The sequence below is a fragment of the Candidatus Omnitrophota bacterium genome, from assembly GCA_030688425.1.
In the GTDB taxonomy this organism is placed as follows: domain Bacteria; phylum Omnitrophota; class Gorgyraeia; order Zapsychrales; family JANLHA01; genus JAUYIB01.
Window position 1 is genome coordinate 1 of sequence record JAUYIB010000016.1, and the last position, 15,254, is coordinate 15,254.

Genomic DNA, 15,254 nt, shown 5'->3' on the forward strand with positions numbered 1-15,254 from the left:
GACGCACCCGACAGCTTCCTGTGCAAGCCCTTCAAGGACCGCGACCTGACCGACCACCTGTTGACGGTGCAGGTCGCCCCCGACGACTGCACCGGGTGCGGGGTGTGCGTCGAGGCCTGCCCGGCGGTGTCGAAGGAGCAGGTCGGCCACCAGGCGATCGACATGGAGCCGGCCGCCGAGCACCGCGACCGGGAACGTGACAACTTCCGCTTCTTCCAGTCGATCCCCTACCCGGACCGCACCACGATCCGCCAGGACACGGTCAAGCACACCCAGACGTTGCAGCCGCTGTTCGAGTTCTCCGGGGCGTGCGCGGGCTGCGGCGAAACCCCCTATCTGAAGCTGATCAGCCAACTCTACGGCGACCGCACAATCATCGCCAACGCCACGGGCTGCTCCAGTATCTACGGCGGCAATCTGCCCACCACCCCCTGGGCCACCAATGCGGACGGTCGCGGCCCCGCCTGGAGCAACAGCCTGTTCGAAGACAACGCCGAGTTCGGTCTCGGCATCCGGGTGGGGCTCGACGAGCAGCGTGTCGTGGCCGAGCACCTGCTGGGTCAGCTCTCCGCGCACCTCGGGGGCGACCTCGTCGGCGCGGTGCTCGCTGGTGCGGCAGCTGGTGACGAGGCGGGGCTCGCCGCACAGCGTGAACGTGTGGCGCAGTTGCGGCAGCGGCTGACGGACGCACCCACGGATCTGGCGCTCGTGGCTCGTCAGCTGGAGGCCATCGCCGGCGTCCTGGTCCGCCGGGACGTGTGGATCGTCGGCGGGGACGGGTGGGCCTACGACATCGGGTTCGGCGGGTTGGACCATGTCCTGTCCTCAGGGCGGGACGTGAATGTCCTGGTCCTGGACACGGAGGTGTATTCCAACACCGGCGGCCAGATGTCGAAAGCCACGCCGCGGGCCGCCGTGGCCAAGTTTGCCACCGGCGGGAAATCCATGGCCAAGAAAGACCTGGCCCGGATGATGATGACCTACGGCTACGTTTATGTCGCGGCCGTGGCCATGGGAGCCAAGGATGAGCACACGGTGCGTGCCTTCCTGGAGGCCGAGGCCTATAACGGACCGTCGCTGATCATCGCGTACAGCCATTGCATCGCCCACGGGATCAACATGACGACCGGCCTGCAGGACCAGAAGGCGGCGGTGCTGTCGGGATACTGGCCGCTGTTCCGTTTCAATCCCCTCCTGGCGTTTGAAGGCAAAAATCCGCTGGTCCTGGATTCCACGGCTCCGAAAATTCCTTTGAGTGAATACGCTTACCGGCAGAACCGGTTTAAGATGCTGAGCAAAAGCAAGCCCGATGAAGCCAAACGGCTCATGGAGCTCGCTCAAAAAGACGTGCATGACCGCTGGAAGATTTACGAGGCCATGTCCGCGTCCGGTTCGAACGGTCAGCAACCCGTCAACGGTTAATGAGTCCCGCTTTTTGCCCAGGCAGCGGGACGAATTAACCCCAGCGCCTTGCCCGCCATGCGATTGGGCAACTGGGGTTAGCAACAGGGAAAGGGAAAAGATATGGATCTTTCAACAACCTACATGGGGCTGAAGCTCAAAAATCCCCTTGTCGCCTCAGCTTCGCCATTGTCCGAAAGCATGGATAATCTTCGCCGCATGGAAGACGCGGGGATCTCGGCGATTGTCTCGTATTCCTTGTTTGAGGAACAGCTGAACCGCGACGCCGATGAGTTTAACCATTATCTGACGTACGGCACCGAGAGTTTCGCGGAATCGCTCACGTATTTTCCCGAGCCGTCCAATTGTGTCCTGGGGCCCGAGGAATACCTGGAGCATATCCGCAAGGCCAAGGCCGCCATGGGCATCCCGGTCATCGGGAGCTTGAACGGATACACCGCGGGCGGATGGGTCAAATACGCTAAGCTCATCGAGGAGGCGGGCGCGGACGCCCTGGAGCTGAATATTTATTTCCTGGCCACGGACCCGGACGTTTCCGGGGAACAAATTGAAAAAACGCACGTGGACATTCTCAAAGCCGTGAAGGCCAGCGTGACGATCCCGGTGGCCGTGAAGATGGGGCCGTATTTCAGCTCGATGTCCAACATGGCCAAGCAGCTGGACGCCGCCGGCGCGGACGCCCTGGTGCTGTTCAACCGTTTTTACCAGCCGGATATCGATTTGGAAAATCTGGCCGTCGTTCCCAACGTCCTGTTGAGCACCCCGCAGGCCATGCGCCTGCCTTTGCGGTGGATCGCCATTCTTTACGGTAACGTGAAGGCGAACCTCGCGGCCACGAGCGGGATTCTGGACACGCGGGATGTGCTGAAGATGCTCATGGCCGGCGCCGACGTGACCATGGTCTGCTCCACGCTTCTGCGCAACGGGATCGATTACACCCGGAAGATCCTGACCGGGGTCGAACAGTGGATGAAAGAGCACGAATATGAATCCGTGAATCAGATGCGCGGCAGCGTGAGCCAAAAATCCTGCCCGAACCCGGAAGCGTTCGAGCGGGCGAATTATATCAAGATGTTGAAAAGTTATTATTAATGAGCACGTAACTTGCGGAACGAAGTGAACGCAAGTTACTGTGCGAATTAACCCCGGCCGCCTTGCCCCGCGAAGCGATGGGGCAGCCGGGGTAAGAGTCAGAGAGGACCATCACCTATGATCATGGCCAAAGAAAAGCACAAGTCCGAACTCCCCAAGGACGATCCGCGCACCAAGCTGATCATGGCGGCGATCAAAAAGGAGGGGAACAGGCCGGACGCGCTCATCCAGATTTTGCATTCGGCGCAGACCGTCTACGGGTATCTGCCGATGAACGTGATCCGTTACATCACGCGCGAACTGCGCCTGCCGCCGAGCCGCGTATTCGGGGTGGTGACGTTTTACCATTTTTTCACTTTGAAGCAAAAGGGCGAGCACAACTGCCTGGTGTGCACCGGCACGGCGTGCTATGTCAAGGGAGCCCAGTCCCTCCTTGAAGAATTTGAGAAAGAATTCCATCTCAAACCCGGGGAAGTCACGGAGGGCAACCGGTTCGGCCTGCAGGTGGCCCGATGCCTGGGGGCGTGCGGCCTGGCTCCGGCGATGGTGATGGACGAGGTCATGTTCCCCCGGGTCAAACCGGAAGATATTAAAGGGTTGGTCCATTCAAAGATTGGAGCCCAGAAATGAATTTGCAGGAACTTCACGACATCGCCAACAAGGTCCGCCAGGAAAACGCCGGCTTCAAGAAAAAAGTCTGCGTCTGCTGTGGGGCCGGTTGCATTTCCTCGGGAAGCGAGCAGGTCCTTAAGGGCCTGCAGCAGTCGGTCAAGGACAAGGGGCTGGACAAAGAGATCCGGGTGATCCCGTCGGGGTGCATGGGGCCGTGCAACCAGGGCCCTCTCGTCAAGATCCTGCCGGACGAAACGATTTATCAAAAGGTGACCGAGGACAATTTCAGGCCGATCGTGGAAAGCCATCTTGAAAAGCAGGAGCCGGTCAGGCCGATGTTGTTGTTTTCCGATTCGCGCAAAGAAGCCCCGGTCAAGACGTCCGAGGACCCGTTTTTCAAAAAGCAGCACAAGATCGTTTTGGAGAACTGCGGGAGGATCAATCCCGAGGTGATCGAGGATTATATCAGCGAGGAAGGGTACCTGGCGCTCAACAAAGCGATCCGCATGATGTCGCCGGAAGAGGTCATCGCCGAGATCAAGCACAGCCGCCTGCGCGGGCGCGGCGGGGCCGGTTTCCCGACGGGTTTGAAATGGGAAACGGTTTACAAATACGTGTCCAATGAGAAATATGTGATCTGCAACGGCGATGAGGGCGACCCCGGCGCGTTTATGGACCGGAGCGTCCTTGAAAGCGATCCCCACCGCGTGCTGGAAGGCATGATCCTGGCCGGTTACGCGATCGGGGCGCAGAAAGGTTACGCCTACATCCGCGGGGAGTATCCTCTTGCGATCAAGCGTTTTGAACAGGCCCTGAAGCAGGCGCGCAAATATGGGCTTCTCGGCAAGAATATCATGGGCACCGAATTCTGTTTTGACGTGGAGATCCGTATCGGCGCCGGCGCTTTTGTCTGCGGCGAGGAAACCGCTCTCATCGCTTCCATCGAAGGCAAGCGCGGGGTCCCGAGGCCCAGGCCGCCGTATCCGGCCGAAGCCGGGCTGTGGGGCAAGCCGACCTTGATCAACAACGTCGAGACGTTCGCCAGTGTCGCGCCGATCATCCTCAGGGGCGGTGAGTGGTACAGCGAGCTCGGCACGCCCAAGAGCGCCGGGACCAAGGTCTTCGCGCTCGCCGGCAAAATCAATTATTCCGGGCTGATCGAGGTCCCCATGGGCACGAGCCTGCGGGAGATCATCTTCGACATCGGCGGCGGCATCCCGGGCGGCAAGAAATTCAAGGCCGCGCAGACCGGCGGTCCGTCGGGCGGATGCATTCCCGAGCAGCACCTGGACACTAAGGTGGATTACGAATCGCTTGTCGGCCTGGGTTCCATCATGGGCTCCGGCGGGCTCATTGTCATGGACGAGACATCCGACATGGTGGACGTGGCGCGGTTTTTCATGGAGTTCTGCATGGACGAGTCCTGCGGGAAGTGCGTGCCCTGCCGGGTCGGCACCAAACAGATGTATGATCTGCTGAACAATATCTGCACCGACCAGGCGACGCTGTATGAACTGAAACTGCTCGAGGAGCTGGCGGTCTATGTGAAGGAAGCCAGTCTTTGCGGGCTCGGCATGTCGGCGCCTAACCCTTTATTGAGCACCTTGCGGTATTTCCGCAACGAATATATGGACCACATCCAACAGAAACCCGCGAACACCGCGGCGGCTTGAGGAGATCATAATGACCGTGACAGCCAAGATTCCCATCATGCTTGACGACAAGCCCCTGGAGGTCGAACCGCACAAGACCATCCTTGAGGTTTGCAAGGAGCACGGGGTCGAACTCCCCGTCCTTTGCCATTTCGAAGGGCTGACCGACGTCGGCGCCTGCCGCCTCTGCCTCGTGGAGATCGAAGGCGTTCCGCGGCTGCTGCCGGCCTGCACCACCAAGGTCGCGCCCAATCAGAAAATAAAAACGCAAACCGATCGGCTCAAAAAATATCGCCGGATCACCATGGAGCTGTTTTTCGCGGAGCGCAACCATGTCTGCGCGGTGTGTGTCGCCAACAACAAATGCGAACTGCAGGACCTCGGTTATAAGGTCGGCATGGAACATGTGAGGTTCCCCTATTTGTTCCCGTCCTGCAACGTGGACGCCTCGCATCCCAAGTATGTCATCGATCACAACCGTTGCATCATGTGCACGCGCTGTGTCCGCGTCTGCGGCGAGGTGGAAGGCGCGCACAACTGGAATATCATGGGCCGGGGTTTTTCGTCCCGGATCATTTCCGATTTCAATCAGCCGTGGGGCGAATCTGTGACGTGTACTTCCTGCGGGAAGTGCCTCAACGTCTGCCCGACGGGCGCGCTGTGGGATAAGAATGTTTCGCAGGGCCAGATGAGCAAGGCGCCCGAATCCATCGTTGACCTGGTCCAAAAGAGAAGGATGAACCTATGAGTAAAAAAAGGATTGGTACCGTATGGCTGGCCGGATGCTCCGGATGCCACATGTCCCTGCTGGACATTGATGAGAGGATCCTGGATGTGGCCAAGCTGGCCGACATCGTGAAAAGCCCCATTGTGGACGGGAAGGAATTTCCGGATGTGGACGTGGCCCTGGTGGAAGGGGCCGTGGCCAGCGACGAGCATCTGCACGAGATCCAGCTGATCCGGCAGAAGGCCAAGGTCCTGGTTTCGTTCGGCGACTGTGCCGTGACCGGCAACGTGGCGGCCATGCGCAACGCCGTCACCAAGGAAGCGGCCCTGACCCGCGCCTATGTGGAAGCGGAGAGCAACGACACTGAGGGCCAGGTCCCGGATTCTCCGGAGATTCAGAAGCTGCTCGACCGTGTGCGGCCGTTGCACGAAGTGGTCAAGGTGGATTATTACATCCCCGGCTGCCCGCCGTCGGCTGACCTTATCTTTTACGTGCTGTTTGAGCTGCTGAACGATCGAATTCCCGATCTCGAGCAAGGAAGGAAGCTGAAATATGGTTGATAAAGCGAACGAAAGAAAGATCACGATCAGCCCCGTGACCCGCATCGAAGGGCACGCCAAGATAACTCTCCAATTGAAAGAAGACGGCTCTGTTGAGGACGCCCGCTTTCACGTCAACGAATTCCGCGGGTTTGAGAAGTTTTGCGAAGGCCGCCTGTTCACCGAGATGCCGTCCATCACCCCCCGGATCTGCGGGATCTGCCCGGTGAGCCACGCGATTTCCAGTGCCAAGGCCTGCGAGATGATCATGAAAATCGAGGTGCCGTACACCGGCCATCTTCTGCGCCGGCTCATCCATCTCGGCCAGGTGATCTCCTCGCACGCGCTGAGCTTCTTTCATCTCTCTTCTCCTGACTTGTTGCTGGGATGGGATTCGGACCCGGCCAAGCGCAACATCATCGGCATCGCCGAGAAATTTCCGGACCTCGCCAAGCGCGGGATCCGTCTGCGCAAATTCGGCCAGGAGATCAGCGAACGGCTGAGCGGCAAAAAGATCCACATCATGGGGATCACGGCCGGCGGGTTCGCGTACCCGATGAAAGACAGCGACCGCAAGGCCCTGCTGGACTGGATCCCCGAGGCCCTGGAAACGACGCGGATGGGATTGGACATTTATAAAAAATATTACGAGGCAAATCCGGCCGAGGTGGATTCTTTCGCCAACTTTGAAACCCTGTACCTGGGCACGGTCGGACCCGAGGGAGAGTTTGAGCTTTACGACGGGCGTTTGCGCTTTGTGGACGCCGCCGGCAAGGTCGTGGCCGATCAACTGGATCCGGCGCGGTATCTTGAGTACATCGCGGAGCGGCCCATCTCCTGGTCATACCTGAAATACCCGTATTACAAACCGTACGGGTATGAAAAAGGTTTTTACCGGGTCGGGCCGCTGGCCCGCCTGAACGTGGCCAGCCGGATGAAGACGCCTTTGGCGCAAAAGGAATTCGAGAATTTCAAGGCCCTGGGCAAGGGCCGGCCCGTGCACGGCACATTCCATTTTCATTACGCGCGGTTGATCGAGACCTTGGGCTGCATTGAGGAAGCGAAGGTCATTCTCGATGATCCCGGGATCCTCTCGCAGGAGGTCCAGGCCTCCGCCGGGCGGAACCAGGCCGAAGGGATCGGCTGCAGCGAGGCGCCCCGCGGGACGCTGTTCCACCATTACACAACGGACGCCAACGGGGGCTTGACCAAGGTCAATCTCCTGATCGCCACAGGGCAGAACAATCCGGCCATGAACCGGTCCATCCTTGAGGTCGCCCGCCAATATGTCAATGGCAAAGATGTGCGCGAGGGGGCCTTGAACCGCGTGGAAGCGGCCATCCGCTGTTATGACCCGTGCCTTTCCTGCTCGACACATGCGATCGGGTCCATGCCGCTTCAGATCGAGATTTTGAACGAGAAAGGGGACGTGCTCAATCTTATCCAGAGGGGGTGACAGGGCAACGAGTGAAGAGCCCTGACTGTCACGCCCGGTGAGCTGGTGAGCCGGGGCGGGAGGTGTTACAATGTTGGTGATCGGGTACGGCAATCCAATGCGGTCGGATGACGGTGTCGCGGGGGTTGTCCTCCGGCGGCTGGAAGAACACCACATCCCCAACCTGACCCTTAAATCCGTCCATCAATTGCATCTTGAGCTTCTGGAAGAGGCCTGCGGGCACGACGGGGTCATTCTCGTGGACGCTTGCGAAACAGGCGAGGATGTATCTTTTGAAAAGGTCGGCGTGGATCCTTCCGCAGGCATGGCGTCTTCTCATCATTTAAGTCCTCAGCTTTTCCTCCATTTGGCCAGAATCATCTATAATAGAACGTTTCCTTTATATTTGTGCTCGATCCGCGGGGAGTCTTTTGAGATGGGGGAGACGCTGTCCCCCCGTGTCCTGGCCCGCGTTGATGAGGCCGTGGCCTTGATCAAGAAGTTTATTGTGGAGGGACCGCCCGATGCATGAAGCCGGTTTTACAGAGCAGATCGTCAAGGCGATCATCGCGCAGGTGAAAGAGGCGCCTGATATCTGGCCCAAACGCGTGAAGGTCAAGGTGGGAGAAATTTTCCATTTGAACAAAGAGGCCGTCTTGTTCCACTACGATATGCTTGCCCGGGGCACCGAGCTCGAGGGCATCATGGTTGAGCTGGAAGAGGAGCCGGTCCGGGTCCTGTGCCGCCATTGCGGGATGGAAGGCGGGGTCGAGGACCATCATCTGATGCTGTGCTCGTCGTGCGGTTCCCGCGACGTGGAGATGATCGCCGGAGGGAGCATCACGGCAGAATTGATCACCCCGGACCGCTGACGGATTGAGATGAGGAAACCGAAATGTCTTTACGGGCTTCACCCCATTGCCGGACGAAACGGATGCGCGTCGTTCTTGATGGAACGGTGCAGGGCGTGGGGTTCCGTCCGTTTGTTTACCGGCTGGCCACGGATCTGGGGCTCAAGGGCTGGGTGAACAATTCTCCATCGGGAGTGACCATTGAGGCGGAAGCCGGGGTGGACGCGCTCCGGATTTTTTTAAGCCGCCTTGTTTCCGAAAAGCCGCAGCACGCCGTGATCCGGGATGTCCGCCATTTCTGGCTGGATTCCGTCGGGGACACGGATTTTCGCATCCTGGCCAGCGAGTCTTCCGGTAAAAAAACCGTTTCTCTCCTCCCTGACCTGGCCACCTGCCCGGAATGCCTCAAAGAAATTTTTGATTCTCAAGATCGCCGGTTTTTATATCCCTTTACCAATTGTATCCACTGCGGCCCGCGATTTACGATCATCGAAGGCATTCCCTACGACCGGAAGAACACGGTCATGAAAAAGTTCGCGTTGTGCCCGGAATGCAGCCGGGAATATCATGACCCGTCAAACCGCAGGTTCCATGCCCAGCCGAACGCCTGCCCGGCGTGCGGGCCGCGCCTGCAGGCGAGGGATGAGGGCGGCGCGCTGCTCGGCGAGAACCACGATGCGCTCCTGGCCGCGGTGAAAACGGTGGAGGGCGGAAGAATCCTGGCCCTCAAAGGGATCGGCGGATTTCAATTGATCGCGGACGCCCGCAACGAAAAGGCCGTGAACGAACTGCGCCTGCGCAAACACCGGGAGGAAAAACCGTTTGCCCTGATGTTTCCGTCGATCGAGGACGCGCAGAACGCCTGTGTTGTCAACGGTCTGGAGCGCGGGCTGCTCCTGTCACCGGAAGCCCCCATCGTGTTGTTGCGGCGCAAGCCCGGCGGGGACATCTCCCTGTCTGTGGCGCCGGAGAACCCCAACCTGGGTGTGATGCTGCCGTACAGCCCCCTGCATCATATCCTGATGCGGGAATTGGGTTCTCCTGTGGTGGCAACCAGCGGCAATTTGAGCGACGAACCCATTTGCACTGATAATAATGAAGCGATGGCCCGGCTGAAAGGCATCGCGGACATTTTTTTGATCCACGACCGCCCCATTGTCCGGCCGATGGATGACTCTGTGGTGAGGGTGATGATGGACCGTCCCTTGGTGATCCGTCGAGCGCGCGGCTATGCCCCGGCACCGGTGGTATTACCGCCGGATGTCACGACTCCGCATGCCTCTGTTCTTGCTGTCGGGGCCCATTTGAAAAATACCGTGACTGTTTCGGTCGGCGGAAACGCGGTCATCAGCCCGCACATCGGCGATCTGGAAACCGAGGAATCGTTGCGGGCCTTCACGGCCAGCGTGCGGGACTTGCCGCGGTTGTATGGGGCGGACCTTTCGGCGGTCGCCTGCGACATGCATCCGGATTATGCCTCGTCACAGTATGCCCGGCGCCAGGGACTTCCTGTCCACGCCATTCAGCATCACCATGCGCATGTGGTGTCCTGCATGGCGGAGAACGGTTTGACGGGGACGGTGCTGGGGGTGGCCTGGGACGGGACGGGGTGGGGGCACGACGGGACGGTCTGGGGAGGCGAATTCCTGGTCTCCACGTTCTCATCGTTCCGCAGGGCGGCGTATTTCCGGCATTTCCGGCTGCCCGGAGGAGAAAAAGCGGCGCGTGAACCCTGGCGGTCGGCGATGGGCGTTTTGCACGAGATGTATGGGAAAGACATCTCGCTTTATAAGGATCTTCCTCCTTTTGCTGCGTTGACAGAGGCGCAGCTGGGGGTCTGTCTCAGGATCATGGAGCAGAACATTGCGGCTCCCCGCACATCGAGCGCAGGCCGGATTTTTGATGCTGTCGCGTCTCTGCTGGGCCTGCGCCAGGGCAGAAGTTTTGAGGGGCAGGCCGCCATGGCCCTGGAATTTATTTTGGAAGGATTTTCCACGGATATGTGCTATCGTTTTGATGCTGGCGGTCAGCAGGGCGGGGGGGCCGGCTTTGTGATCGACTGGGCGCCGATGATGGAGGATGTCATTCGGGACCGGGAGGCTGGAACGCCGACGGGTGAGATTTCGGCCAGGTTCCATAATACGATGGCGGAGGTCGTTGTGAAGATCGCCCGCCAATCGGACCTGCGGGACGTGTGCCTGACCGGCGGCTGTTTTCAGAACCGTTATCTGACCGAACGGGCCGTGAGGCGATTGAGAGAAGAAGGTTTTGTCCCGCACTGGCATCGTTATGTCCCCTGCAACGACGGCGGCATTTCTTTCGGCCAGGCGGTTGCGGCCCTGCAGCGGATGAAGGAGGAAAGATAGCATGTGCCTGGCGATCCCGGGAAAAGTGATGAGCGTGAACGGTGAAGACGTATTTTCACGTACGGGCAAGGTCAACTTCGGCGGCATCGTGAAAGACGTGTCCTTGGCGTATGTGCCGGAGGCCAATGTCGGGGATTACGTCATTGTGCATGTCGGGTTCGCGATCAGCGTCGTGGACGAGCAGGAGGCCCTGCTGGTGTTTGAGTATCTGAAAAAAATGGATGAATTGGAAGAATTGAAAAGCACGTGAGGTCAGGGAGGGAGGATTGAAAATGGAAGATGGACGGGGAAAGATTAGCGGGCTCACTTAAAAAGTTAGTTCAGCGGCTTTTAGTATCCATTTCCCATTCTCAGGTTTTAAGCCATGAAATACATCGACGAATACAGAGACGCGCAGGCGGCCCGGGTGTTGAGCCGTGAGATCCATAAGATCACCACTCGCCCGTGGACGATCATGGAGGTGTGCGGCGGCCAGACGCACGCCATCGTCAAATTCGGGATCGACGAGGTCCTTCCGGACAAGATCACCCTGGTCCACGGCCCGGGGTGCCCGGTCTGCGTCACGCCGCAGGAGCTCATTGACAAGGCGATCGAGATCGCCTCCCGGCCGGAAGTCATTTTTTGTTCGTTCGGCGACATGCTGCGGGTGCCCGGGTCGGACAAAGACCTCCTGGCCGTCAAGGCCGAGGGCGGGGACGTGCGCATCGTCTACTCGCCGCTGGACGCTCTGAAGATCGCGCAGGCCAATCCGCTCAACCCGGTCGTGTTTTTTGCCGTCGGATTTGAGACAACGGCGCCGGCCAATGCCATGGCGGTCTTTCAGGCCAGGCGCCAGAAGGTCCATAATTTTTTCATGCTGGTTTCTCATGTCCTTGTCCCGCCGGCCATGGAGGCTATCCTGTCTTCGCCCCACAACCGGGTGCAGGGATTTCTCGCCGCCGGGCACGTGTGCACGGTCATGGGGTATACGGAATACGCCCCGCTCGCGGAGAAGTACAAGGTCCCGATGGTGGTGACCGGGTTTGAGCCGCTGGACATCCTGCAAGGCGTCTATCTGTGCGTGAAGCAGCTGGAAGAAGGGCGGCATGAAGTTGAAAATCCGTATTCCCGCGCCGTCCGCAAGGAAGGGAACCGCCCGGCCCAATATCTGATCGGCGAGGTCTTCCGTGTCGTTTCCCGCAAGTGGCGCGGCATCGGGGAGATTCCGCAGAGCGGCTTGGGGCTCCAGCCGGAATACGCGCAATTCGACGCGGAGTCGCGTTTCCCGTTGACCGTGAAGGAAAACGAAGAGTCCAAAGAATGCATCAGCGGTATGATCCTGCAGGGGATCAAGAAGCCGCACGAGTGCCCGGCGTTCGGGACGCGCTGCACGCCGGAGCGTCCGCTGGGAGCCACGATGGTTTCCTCCGAGGGCGCTTGCGCGGCGTATTACCGGTATCGTCATGTTTATGCCAGGAAAACCGGCGGGGAGACGGCATCATGACCCCTCCTAAAGATTTTTCTCTGTCCTGCCCTGTTCCGATCAAGAAATATCCTCACGTGTTGATGGCCCACGGCGGCGGCGGGACGCTGATGCACGAGCTGATCAATAAAATTTTGCTGGCCGCTTTTGCCGATTGCGCGTTCAAGGCCGAACACGACTCCGCCGTCCTGACGCTGGAGCGGACGAAGATCGCCATGACCACGGATTCTTACGTTGTGCGGCCGCTGTTCTTTCCCGGCGGAGACATCGGGTCCATGGCGGTCCACGGAACGGTGAACGACCTGGCCATGTCCGGCGCCCGCCCGGTGTATATCAGCGTCGGGTTGATCCTCGAGGAGGGCCTGTCCATCGAGACGTTGTGGCGCATCGCCTGTTCCATCCGCGAGGCGTGCCTGAAGTCCGGCGTCAAGATCGTGACCGGCGACACGAAGGTCGTGGACAAGGGGAAAGGCGACGGGATTTTTATCAACACGACCGGCATCGGCGTCATTGAGCACGGGCTGACGATCGCGCCCAAAAGCGTCCAGCCCGGCGACGCGGTGATCGTCAGCGGAGATTTGGGCCGGCACGGGATCGCCATCATGGCGGCGAGAGAAGGCTTGGAATTTGAAAGCAAGATCGAAAGCGACTCAGCCCCGTTGTGGGGAGCGGTCAGCCGGCTGTTGGCCGAAGGGATCGGGGTCCATTGTCTGCGCGACCTGACCCGCGGCGGGCTTGCCAGCGCCCTGAACGAGATCGCGCAATCCTCCGGCGCGGGGATCGAGATCGAGGAAACATTGATCCCGGCGCGCGAGGACGTCCGCGGTGCCTGCGAAATGCTGGGGTTTGATCCTCTGTATGTGGCCAACGAAGGACGGATGGTGATTTTTGTCCCGGCTGGAGAAGCCGAAAAGGCGCTCGCAATTTTACGGTCGACGCCGGAAGGCAAAGACGCCTGTTTGATCGGCGTCATTTCTGGCAAGAATCCGGGGATGGTGACGATGAAGAGCCGGATCGGCGTCAACCGTATCGTGGACATGCTCAGCGGAGAACAATTGCCGAGGATCTGTTAAGAAGATTAAGGAAGATGGAACATGGAAGATAGAGGATGGATAAAAAATAGTAGCAGATTTTTCCATCTTCCATCATCCATTTTCTATCTTCGTTTTTCCAGACAAGCTTATGCAATACTACGAACCCTATAAATTCAAGAAACGTTCGCCCGTCTGGGTGGACGCCGACGCGGCGATCCGGAAGATCCATAAGGGCAAGCGGATCCTCGTCGGCTCGGGCTGCGCCGAGCCCCAGCACCTGGTCCGGGCGCTTGAACGGAACGCCTCGCATTTTCATGACAATGAAGTTGTCCATTTGTTGACGCCGGGGATCGCCCCTTACGCCGAAGTCCGGTACGCGCAGAATTTCCGCCACAACGCATTTTTCATCGGCCCCAACGTCCGCAAGGCGGTCGAGGACGGCTACGCGGATTATATCCCGATCTTTCTTTCCGAGATTCCCCGGCTGTTCAAGACCGGCCAGATGCCCATTCATGCGGTCTTGCTGCAGGTTTCACCGCCGGACAAACGCAATTATGTGTCCCTGGGCGTGAGCGTCGATATCCTGCCGGCGGCCATCGCCGTGGCAGACATCGTGATCGCCCAGGTCAACAGGCACATGCCGGAAACCCTCGGGCAAAGCAAGCTCCCGCTGAAGGCCGTGGATTATCTGGTCAAGATGGACGAGCCCCTGGTGGAATTTCCCCAGGGCGATCCGGATGAGACTTCGACCGAAATCGGCAGGCACCTGGTCCGGTATATCCGCGACGGAGACACGCTACAATTGGGGATCGGGAACATCCCGGACGCGGTCCTGCGGAACCTTTCCGATAAAAATGATCTTGGGATTCATTCCGAAATGGTGTCTGATGGCGTTGTTTCTCTCTATAAGAACGGGAACATCAACAACCGGCGCAAAAAACTGCACCGGGGCAAGTCCGTGGTCAGCTTCACGCTCGGCAGCCGGAAGATTTACGACGTGGTGGACAAGAATCCGGATTTTTATTTTTGCACGACCGAATACGCCAACGATCCGTTCGTGATCTGTCAGAACGACAACATGGTTTCGATCAATTCCGCGATCCAGGTCGACCTGACCGGCCAGGTCTGCGCCGACAGCATCGGCACGCGGTTTTACAGCGGATTTGGAGGGCAGGTGGATTTTGTCCGCGGCACCAAACGGTCCAAGGGGGGGCGGTCGTTCATCGCCCTGACCTCGACCGCCAGGCATGGCGAGGTGTCGCGCATTGTTACGGCGCTGTCCCCCGGCGCCGGCGTTGTCACGACCCGCGCGGACGTGCATTATGTCGTGACCGAATACGGGACCGCTTATCTTCACGGAAAAAATATCCGCGAGCGGGCCCTGGCGCTGATCCAGATCGCGCACCCCAAATTCCGGGACGGGCTGCTGGATTATCTTAAACAGAGAAATTATATCTACCTCGATCAGAAAACGATCAAGGACGACCATAGCCCGGTCAAGGACCTGATCCCCCACAGCCACATGTTCAAGGGCAGGACCGTGTACTTCCGCCCCCTGCGCCCCCACGACGAGAAAGCGATCCAGGATTTTTTTTACAGTCATGAACCGGACACGATTTATCAGCGGTATCTTTCCTATGTCGACGCCATGCCGCACGAGGTCGCGCAGGCCAGGGTCTCGGTGGATTATAACCGCGACATGGCCATCGCCGGTTTTGACAGCTGGCAGCCCTACGGTCAGATGGTCTGCCTGGGCCGTTACATCCGCCAGGACGACGAAGCCGCCGAAGTCGGGATCGTGGTGAAAGAGAATTATCAGCGCCTCGGCATCGGAACGTTCCTCTGTGAGTGCCTGACCAAGGCGGCCCGGAGCCATGGCGTTAAGCAGTTGTTTGCCACGATGTCCAAGACCAACAGCCCGATGCTGAAGATTTTCAAGCGCAACGGATTTTTGGCTGAGGAAAGCAAAAAAGTGGACGGTTATCACGTCCACCAGGACATGGCCCCCGGCAGTTCTCCGGAACAATCCCCCCGCACATAGGCAGGGCGCGCGGGCCCGCGC

General features: G+C 59.1%; 14 protein-coding genes. All 14 read left to right on the plus strand.

Translation table 11 applies throughout. The annotated features are described in order from the left end of the window. Positions 1 to 1,422, plus strand: a 1,422-nt coding sequence (locus tag Q8Q08_05795) for a thiamine pyrophosphate-dependent enzyme (GenBank protein MDP2653530.1), incomplete at its 5' end; no start/stop codon positions are given. Positions 1,423 to 1,524: 102 nt separating this feature from the next. Next, the gene (locus Q8Q08_05800) at positions 1,525 to 2,514 is read left to right on the plus strand and encodes a dihydroorotate dehydrogenase-like protein (GenBank protein ID MDP2653531.1); all 990 of its coding nucleotides are present in this window, start codon (positions 1,525 to 1,527) and stop codon (positions 2,512 to 2,514) included. Between the two features lie 117 nt (positions 2,515 to 2,631). After that, positions 2,632 to 3,144 (plus strand): NAD(P)H-dependent oxidoreductase subunit E, encoded by a 513-nt coding sequence (locus tag Q8Q08_05805; protein ID MDP2653532.1) that lies wholly within the window; start codon positions 2,632 to 2,634, stop codon positions 3,142 to 3,144. Continuing rightward, entirely contained in the window at positions 3,141 to 4,799 is a 1,659-nt protein-coding gene (locus tag Q8Q08_05810; protein MDP2653533.1) for a NuoF family protein, read from the plus strand. Before Q8Q08_05805 ends, Q8Q08_05810 begins: the two co-directional genes overlap by 4 nt. 10 nt (positions 4,800 to 4,809) lie before the next feature. Further along, on the plus strand, positions 4,810 to 5,526 hold the full coding sequence (gene hoxU / locus Q8Q08_05815; GenBank protein ID MDP2653534.1) for a bidirectional hydrogenase complex protein HoxU: 717 nt from the start codon (positions 4,810 to 4,812) through the stop codon (positions 5,524 to 5,526). Beyond that, the gene (locus tag Q8Q08_05820) at positions 5,523 to 6,065 is read left to right on the plus strand and encodes an NADP oxidoreductase (protein MDP2653535.1); all 543 of its coding nucleotides are present in this window, start codon (positions 5,523 to 5,525) and stop codon (positions 6,063 to 6,065) included. The genes hoxU and Q8Q08_05820 overlap by 4 nt, the downstream gene beginning before the upstream one ends. Beyond that, the gene (locus Q8Q08_05825; protein MDP2653536.1) at positions 6,058 to 7,500 is read left to right on the plus strand and encodes a Ni/Fe hydrogenase subunit alpha; all 1,443 of its coding nucleotides are present in this window, start codon (positions 6,058 to 6,060) and stop codon (positions 7,498 to 7,500) included. Before Q8Q08_05820 ends, Q8Q08_05825 begins: the two co-directional genes overlap by 8 nt. Positions 7,501 to 7,570: 70 nt before the next feature. Next, entirely contained in the window at positions 7,571 to 8,011 is a 441-nt protein-coding gene (locus Q8Q08_05830; protein MDP2653537.1) for a hydrogenase maturation protease, read from the plus strand. Then, positions 8,004 to 8,351: a hydrogenase maturation nickel metallochaperone HypA gene (locus Q8Q08_05835; protein ID MDP2653538.1), complete on the plus strand. Its 348-nt coding sequence runs from the start codon at positions 8,004 to 8,006 to the stop codon at positions 8,349 to 8,351. The genes Q8Q08_05830 and Q8Q08_05835 overlap by 8 nt, the downstream gene beginning before the upstream one ends. Before the next feature lie 23 nt (positions 8,352 to 8,374). Beyond that, complete coding sequence (hypF, locus tag Q8Q08_05840; protein MDP2653539.1) at positions 8,375 to 10,696, plus strand: carbamoyltransferase HypF; 2,322 nt, start codon at positions 8,375 to 8,377, stop codon at positions 10,694 to 10,696. Between the two features lies 1 nt (position 10,697). Further along, the gene (locus Q8Q08_05845; GenBank protein MDP2653540.1) at positions 10,698 to 10,946 is read left to right on the plus strand and encodes a HypC/HybG/HupF family hydrogenase formation chaperone; all 249 of its coding nucleotides are present in this window, start codon (positions 10,698 to 10,700) and stop codon (positions 10,944 to 10,946) included. A gap of 114 nt (positions 10,947 to 11,060) precedes the next feature. Continuing rightward, entirely contained in the window at positions 11,061 to 12,179 is a 1,119-nt protein-coding gene (gene hypD, locus Q8Q08_05850) for a hydrogenase formation protein HypD (protein ID MDP2653541.1), read from the plus strand. Continuing rightward, positions 12,176 to 13,231, plus strand: a complete 1,056-nt coding sequence (hypE, locus tag Q8Q08_05855) for a hydrogenase expression/formation protein HypE (protein MDP2653542.1) — start codon at positions 12,176 to 12,178, stop codon at positions 13,229 to 13,231. The genes hypD and hypE overlap by 4 nt, the downstream gene beginning before the upstream one ends. A 109-nt stretch (positions 13,232 to 13,340) precedes the next feature. Beyond that, on the plus strand, positions 13,341 to 15,233 hold the full coding sequence (locus Q8Q08_05860) for a GNAT family N-acetyltransferase (GenBank protein ID MDP2653543.1): 1,893 nt from the start codon (positions 13,341 to 13,343) through the stop codon (positions 15,231 to 15,233). Positions 15,234 to 15,254 lie beyond the last annotated feature (21 nt).

Bases quoted from the DNA above. Each gene is read 5' to 3' on its own strand.
- Q8Q08_05800 (MDP2653531.1), top strand. From the start codon at position 1,525: ATGGATCTTTCAACAACCTACATGGGGCTGAAGCTCAAAAATCCCCTT.
- Q8Q08_05805 (MDP2653532.1), top strand. From the start codon at position 2,632: ATGATCATGGCCAAAGAAAAGCACAAGTCCGAACTCCCCAAGGACGAT.
- Q8Q08_05810 (MDP2653533.1), top strand. From the start codon at position 3,141: ATGAATTTGCAGGAACTTCACGACATCGCCAACAAGGTCCGCCAGGAA.
- hoxU (MDP2653534.1), top strand. From the start codon at position 4,810: ATGACCGTGACAGCCAAGATTCCCATCATGCTTGACGACAAGCCCCTG.
- Q8Q08_05820 (MDP2653535.1), top strand. From the start codon at position 5,523: ATGAGTAAAAAAAGGATTGGTACCGTATGGCTGGCCGGATGCTCCGGA.
- Q8Q08_05825 (MDP2653536.1), top strand. From the start codon at position 6,058: ATGGTTGATAAAGCGAACGAAAGAAAGATCACGATCAGCCCCGTGACC.
- Q8Q08_05830 (MDP2653537.1), top strand. From the start codon at position 7,571: ATGTTGGTGATCGGGTACGGCAATCCAATGCGGTCGGATGACGGTGTC.
- Q8Q08_05835 (MDP2653538.1), top strand. From the start codon at position 8,004: ATGCATGAAGCCGGTTTTACAGAGCAGATCGTCAAGGCGATCATCGCG.
- hypF (MDP2653539.1), top strand. From the start codon at position 8,375: ATGTCTTTACGGGCTTCACCCCATTGCCGGACGAAACGGATGCGCGTC.
- Q8Q08_05845 (MDP2653540.1), top strand. From the start codon at position 10,698: ATGTGCCTGGCGATCCCGGGAAAAGTGATGAGCGTGAACGGTGAAGAC.
- hypD (MDP2653541.1), top strand. From the start codon at position 11,061: ATGAAATACATCGACGAATACAGAGACGCGCAGGCGGCCCGGGTGTTG.
- hypE (MDP2653542.1), top strand. From the start codon at position 12,176: ATGACCCCTCCTAAAGATTTTTCTCTGTCCTGCCCTGTTCCGATCAAG.
- Q8Q08_05860 (MDP2653543.1), top strand. From the start codon at position 13,341: ATGCAATACTACGAACCCTATAAATTCAAGAAACGTTCGCCCGTCTGG.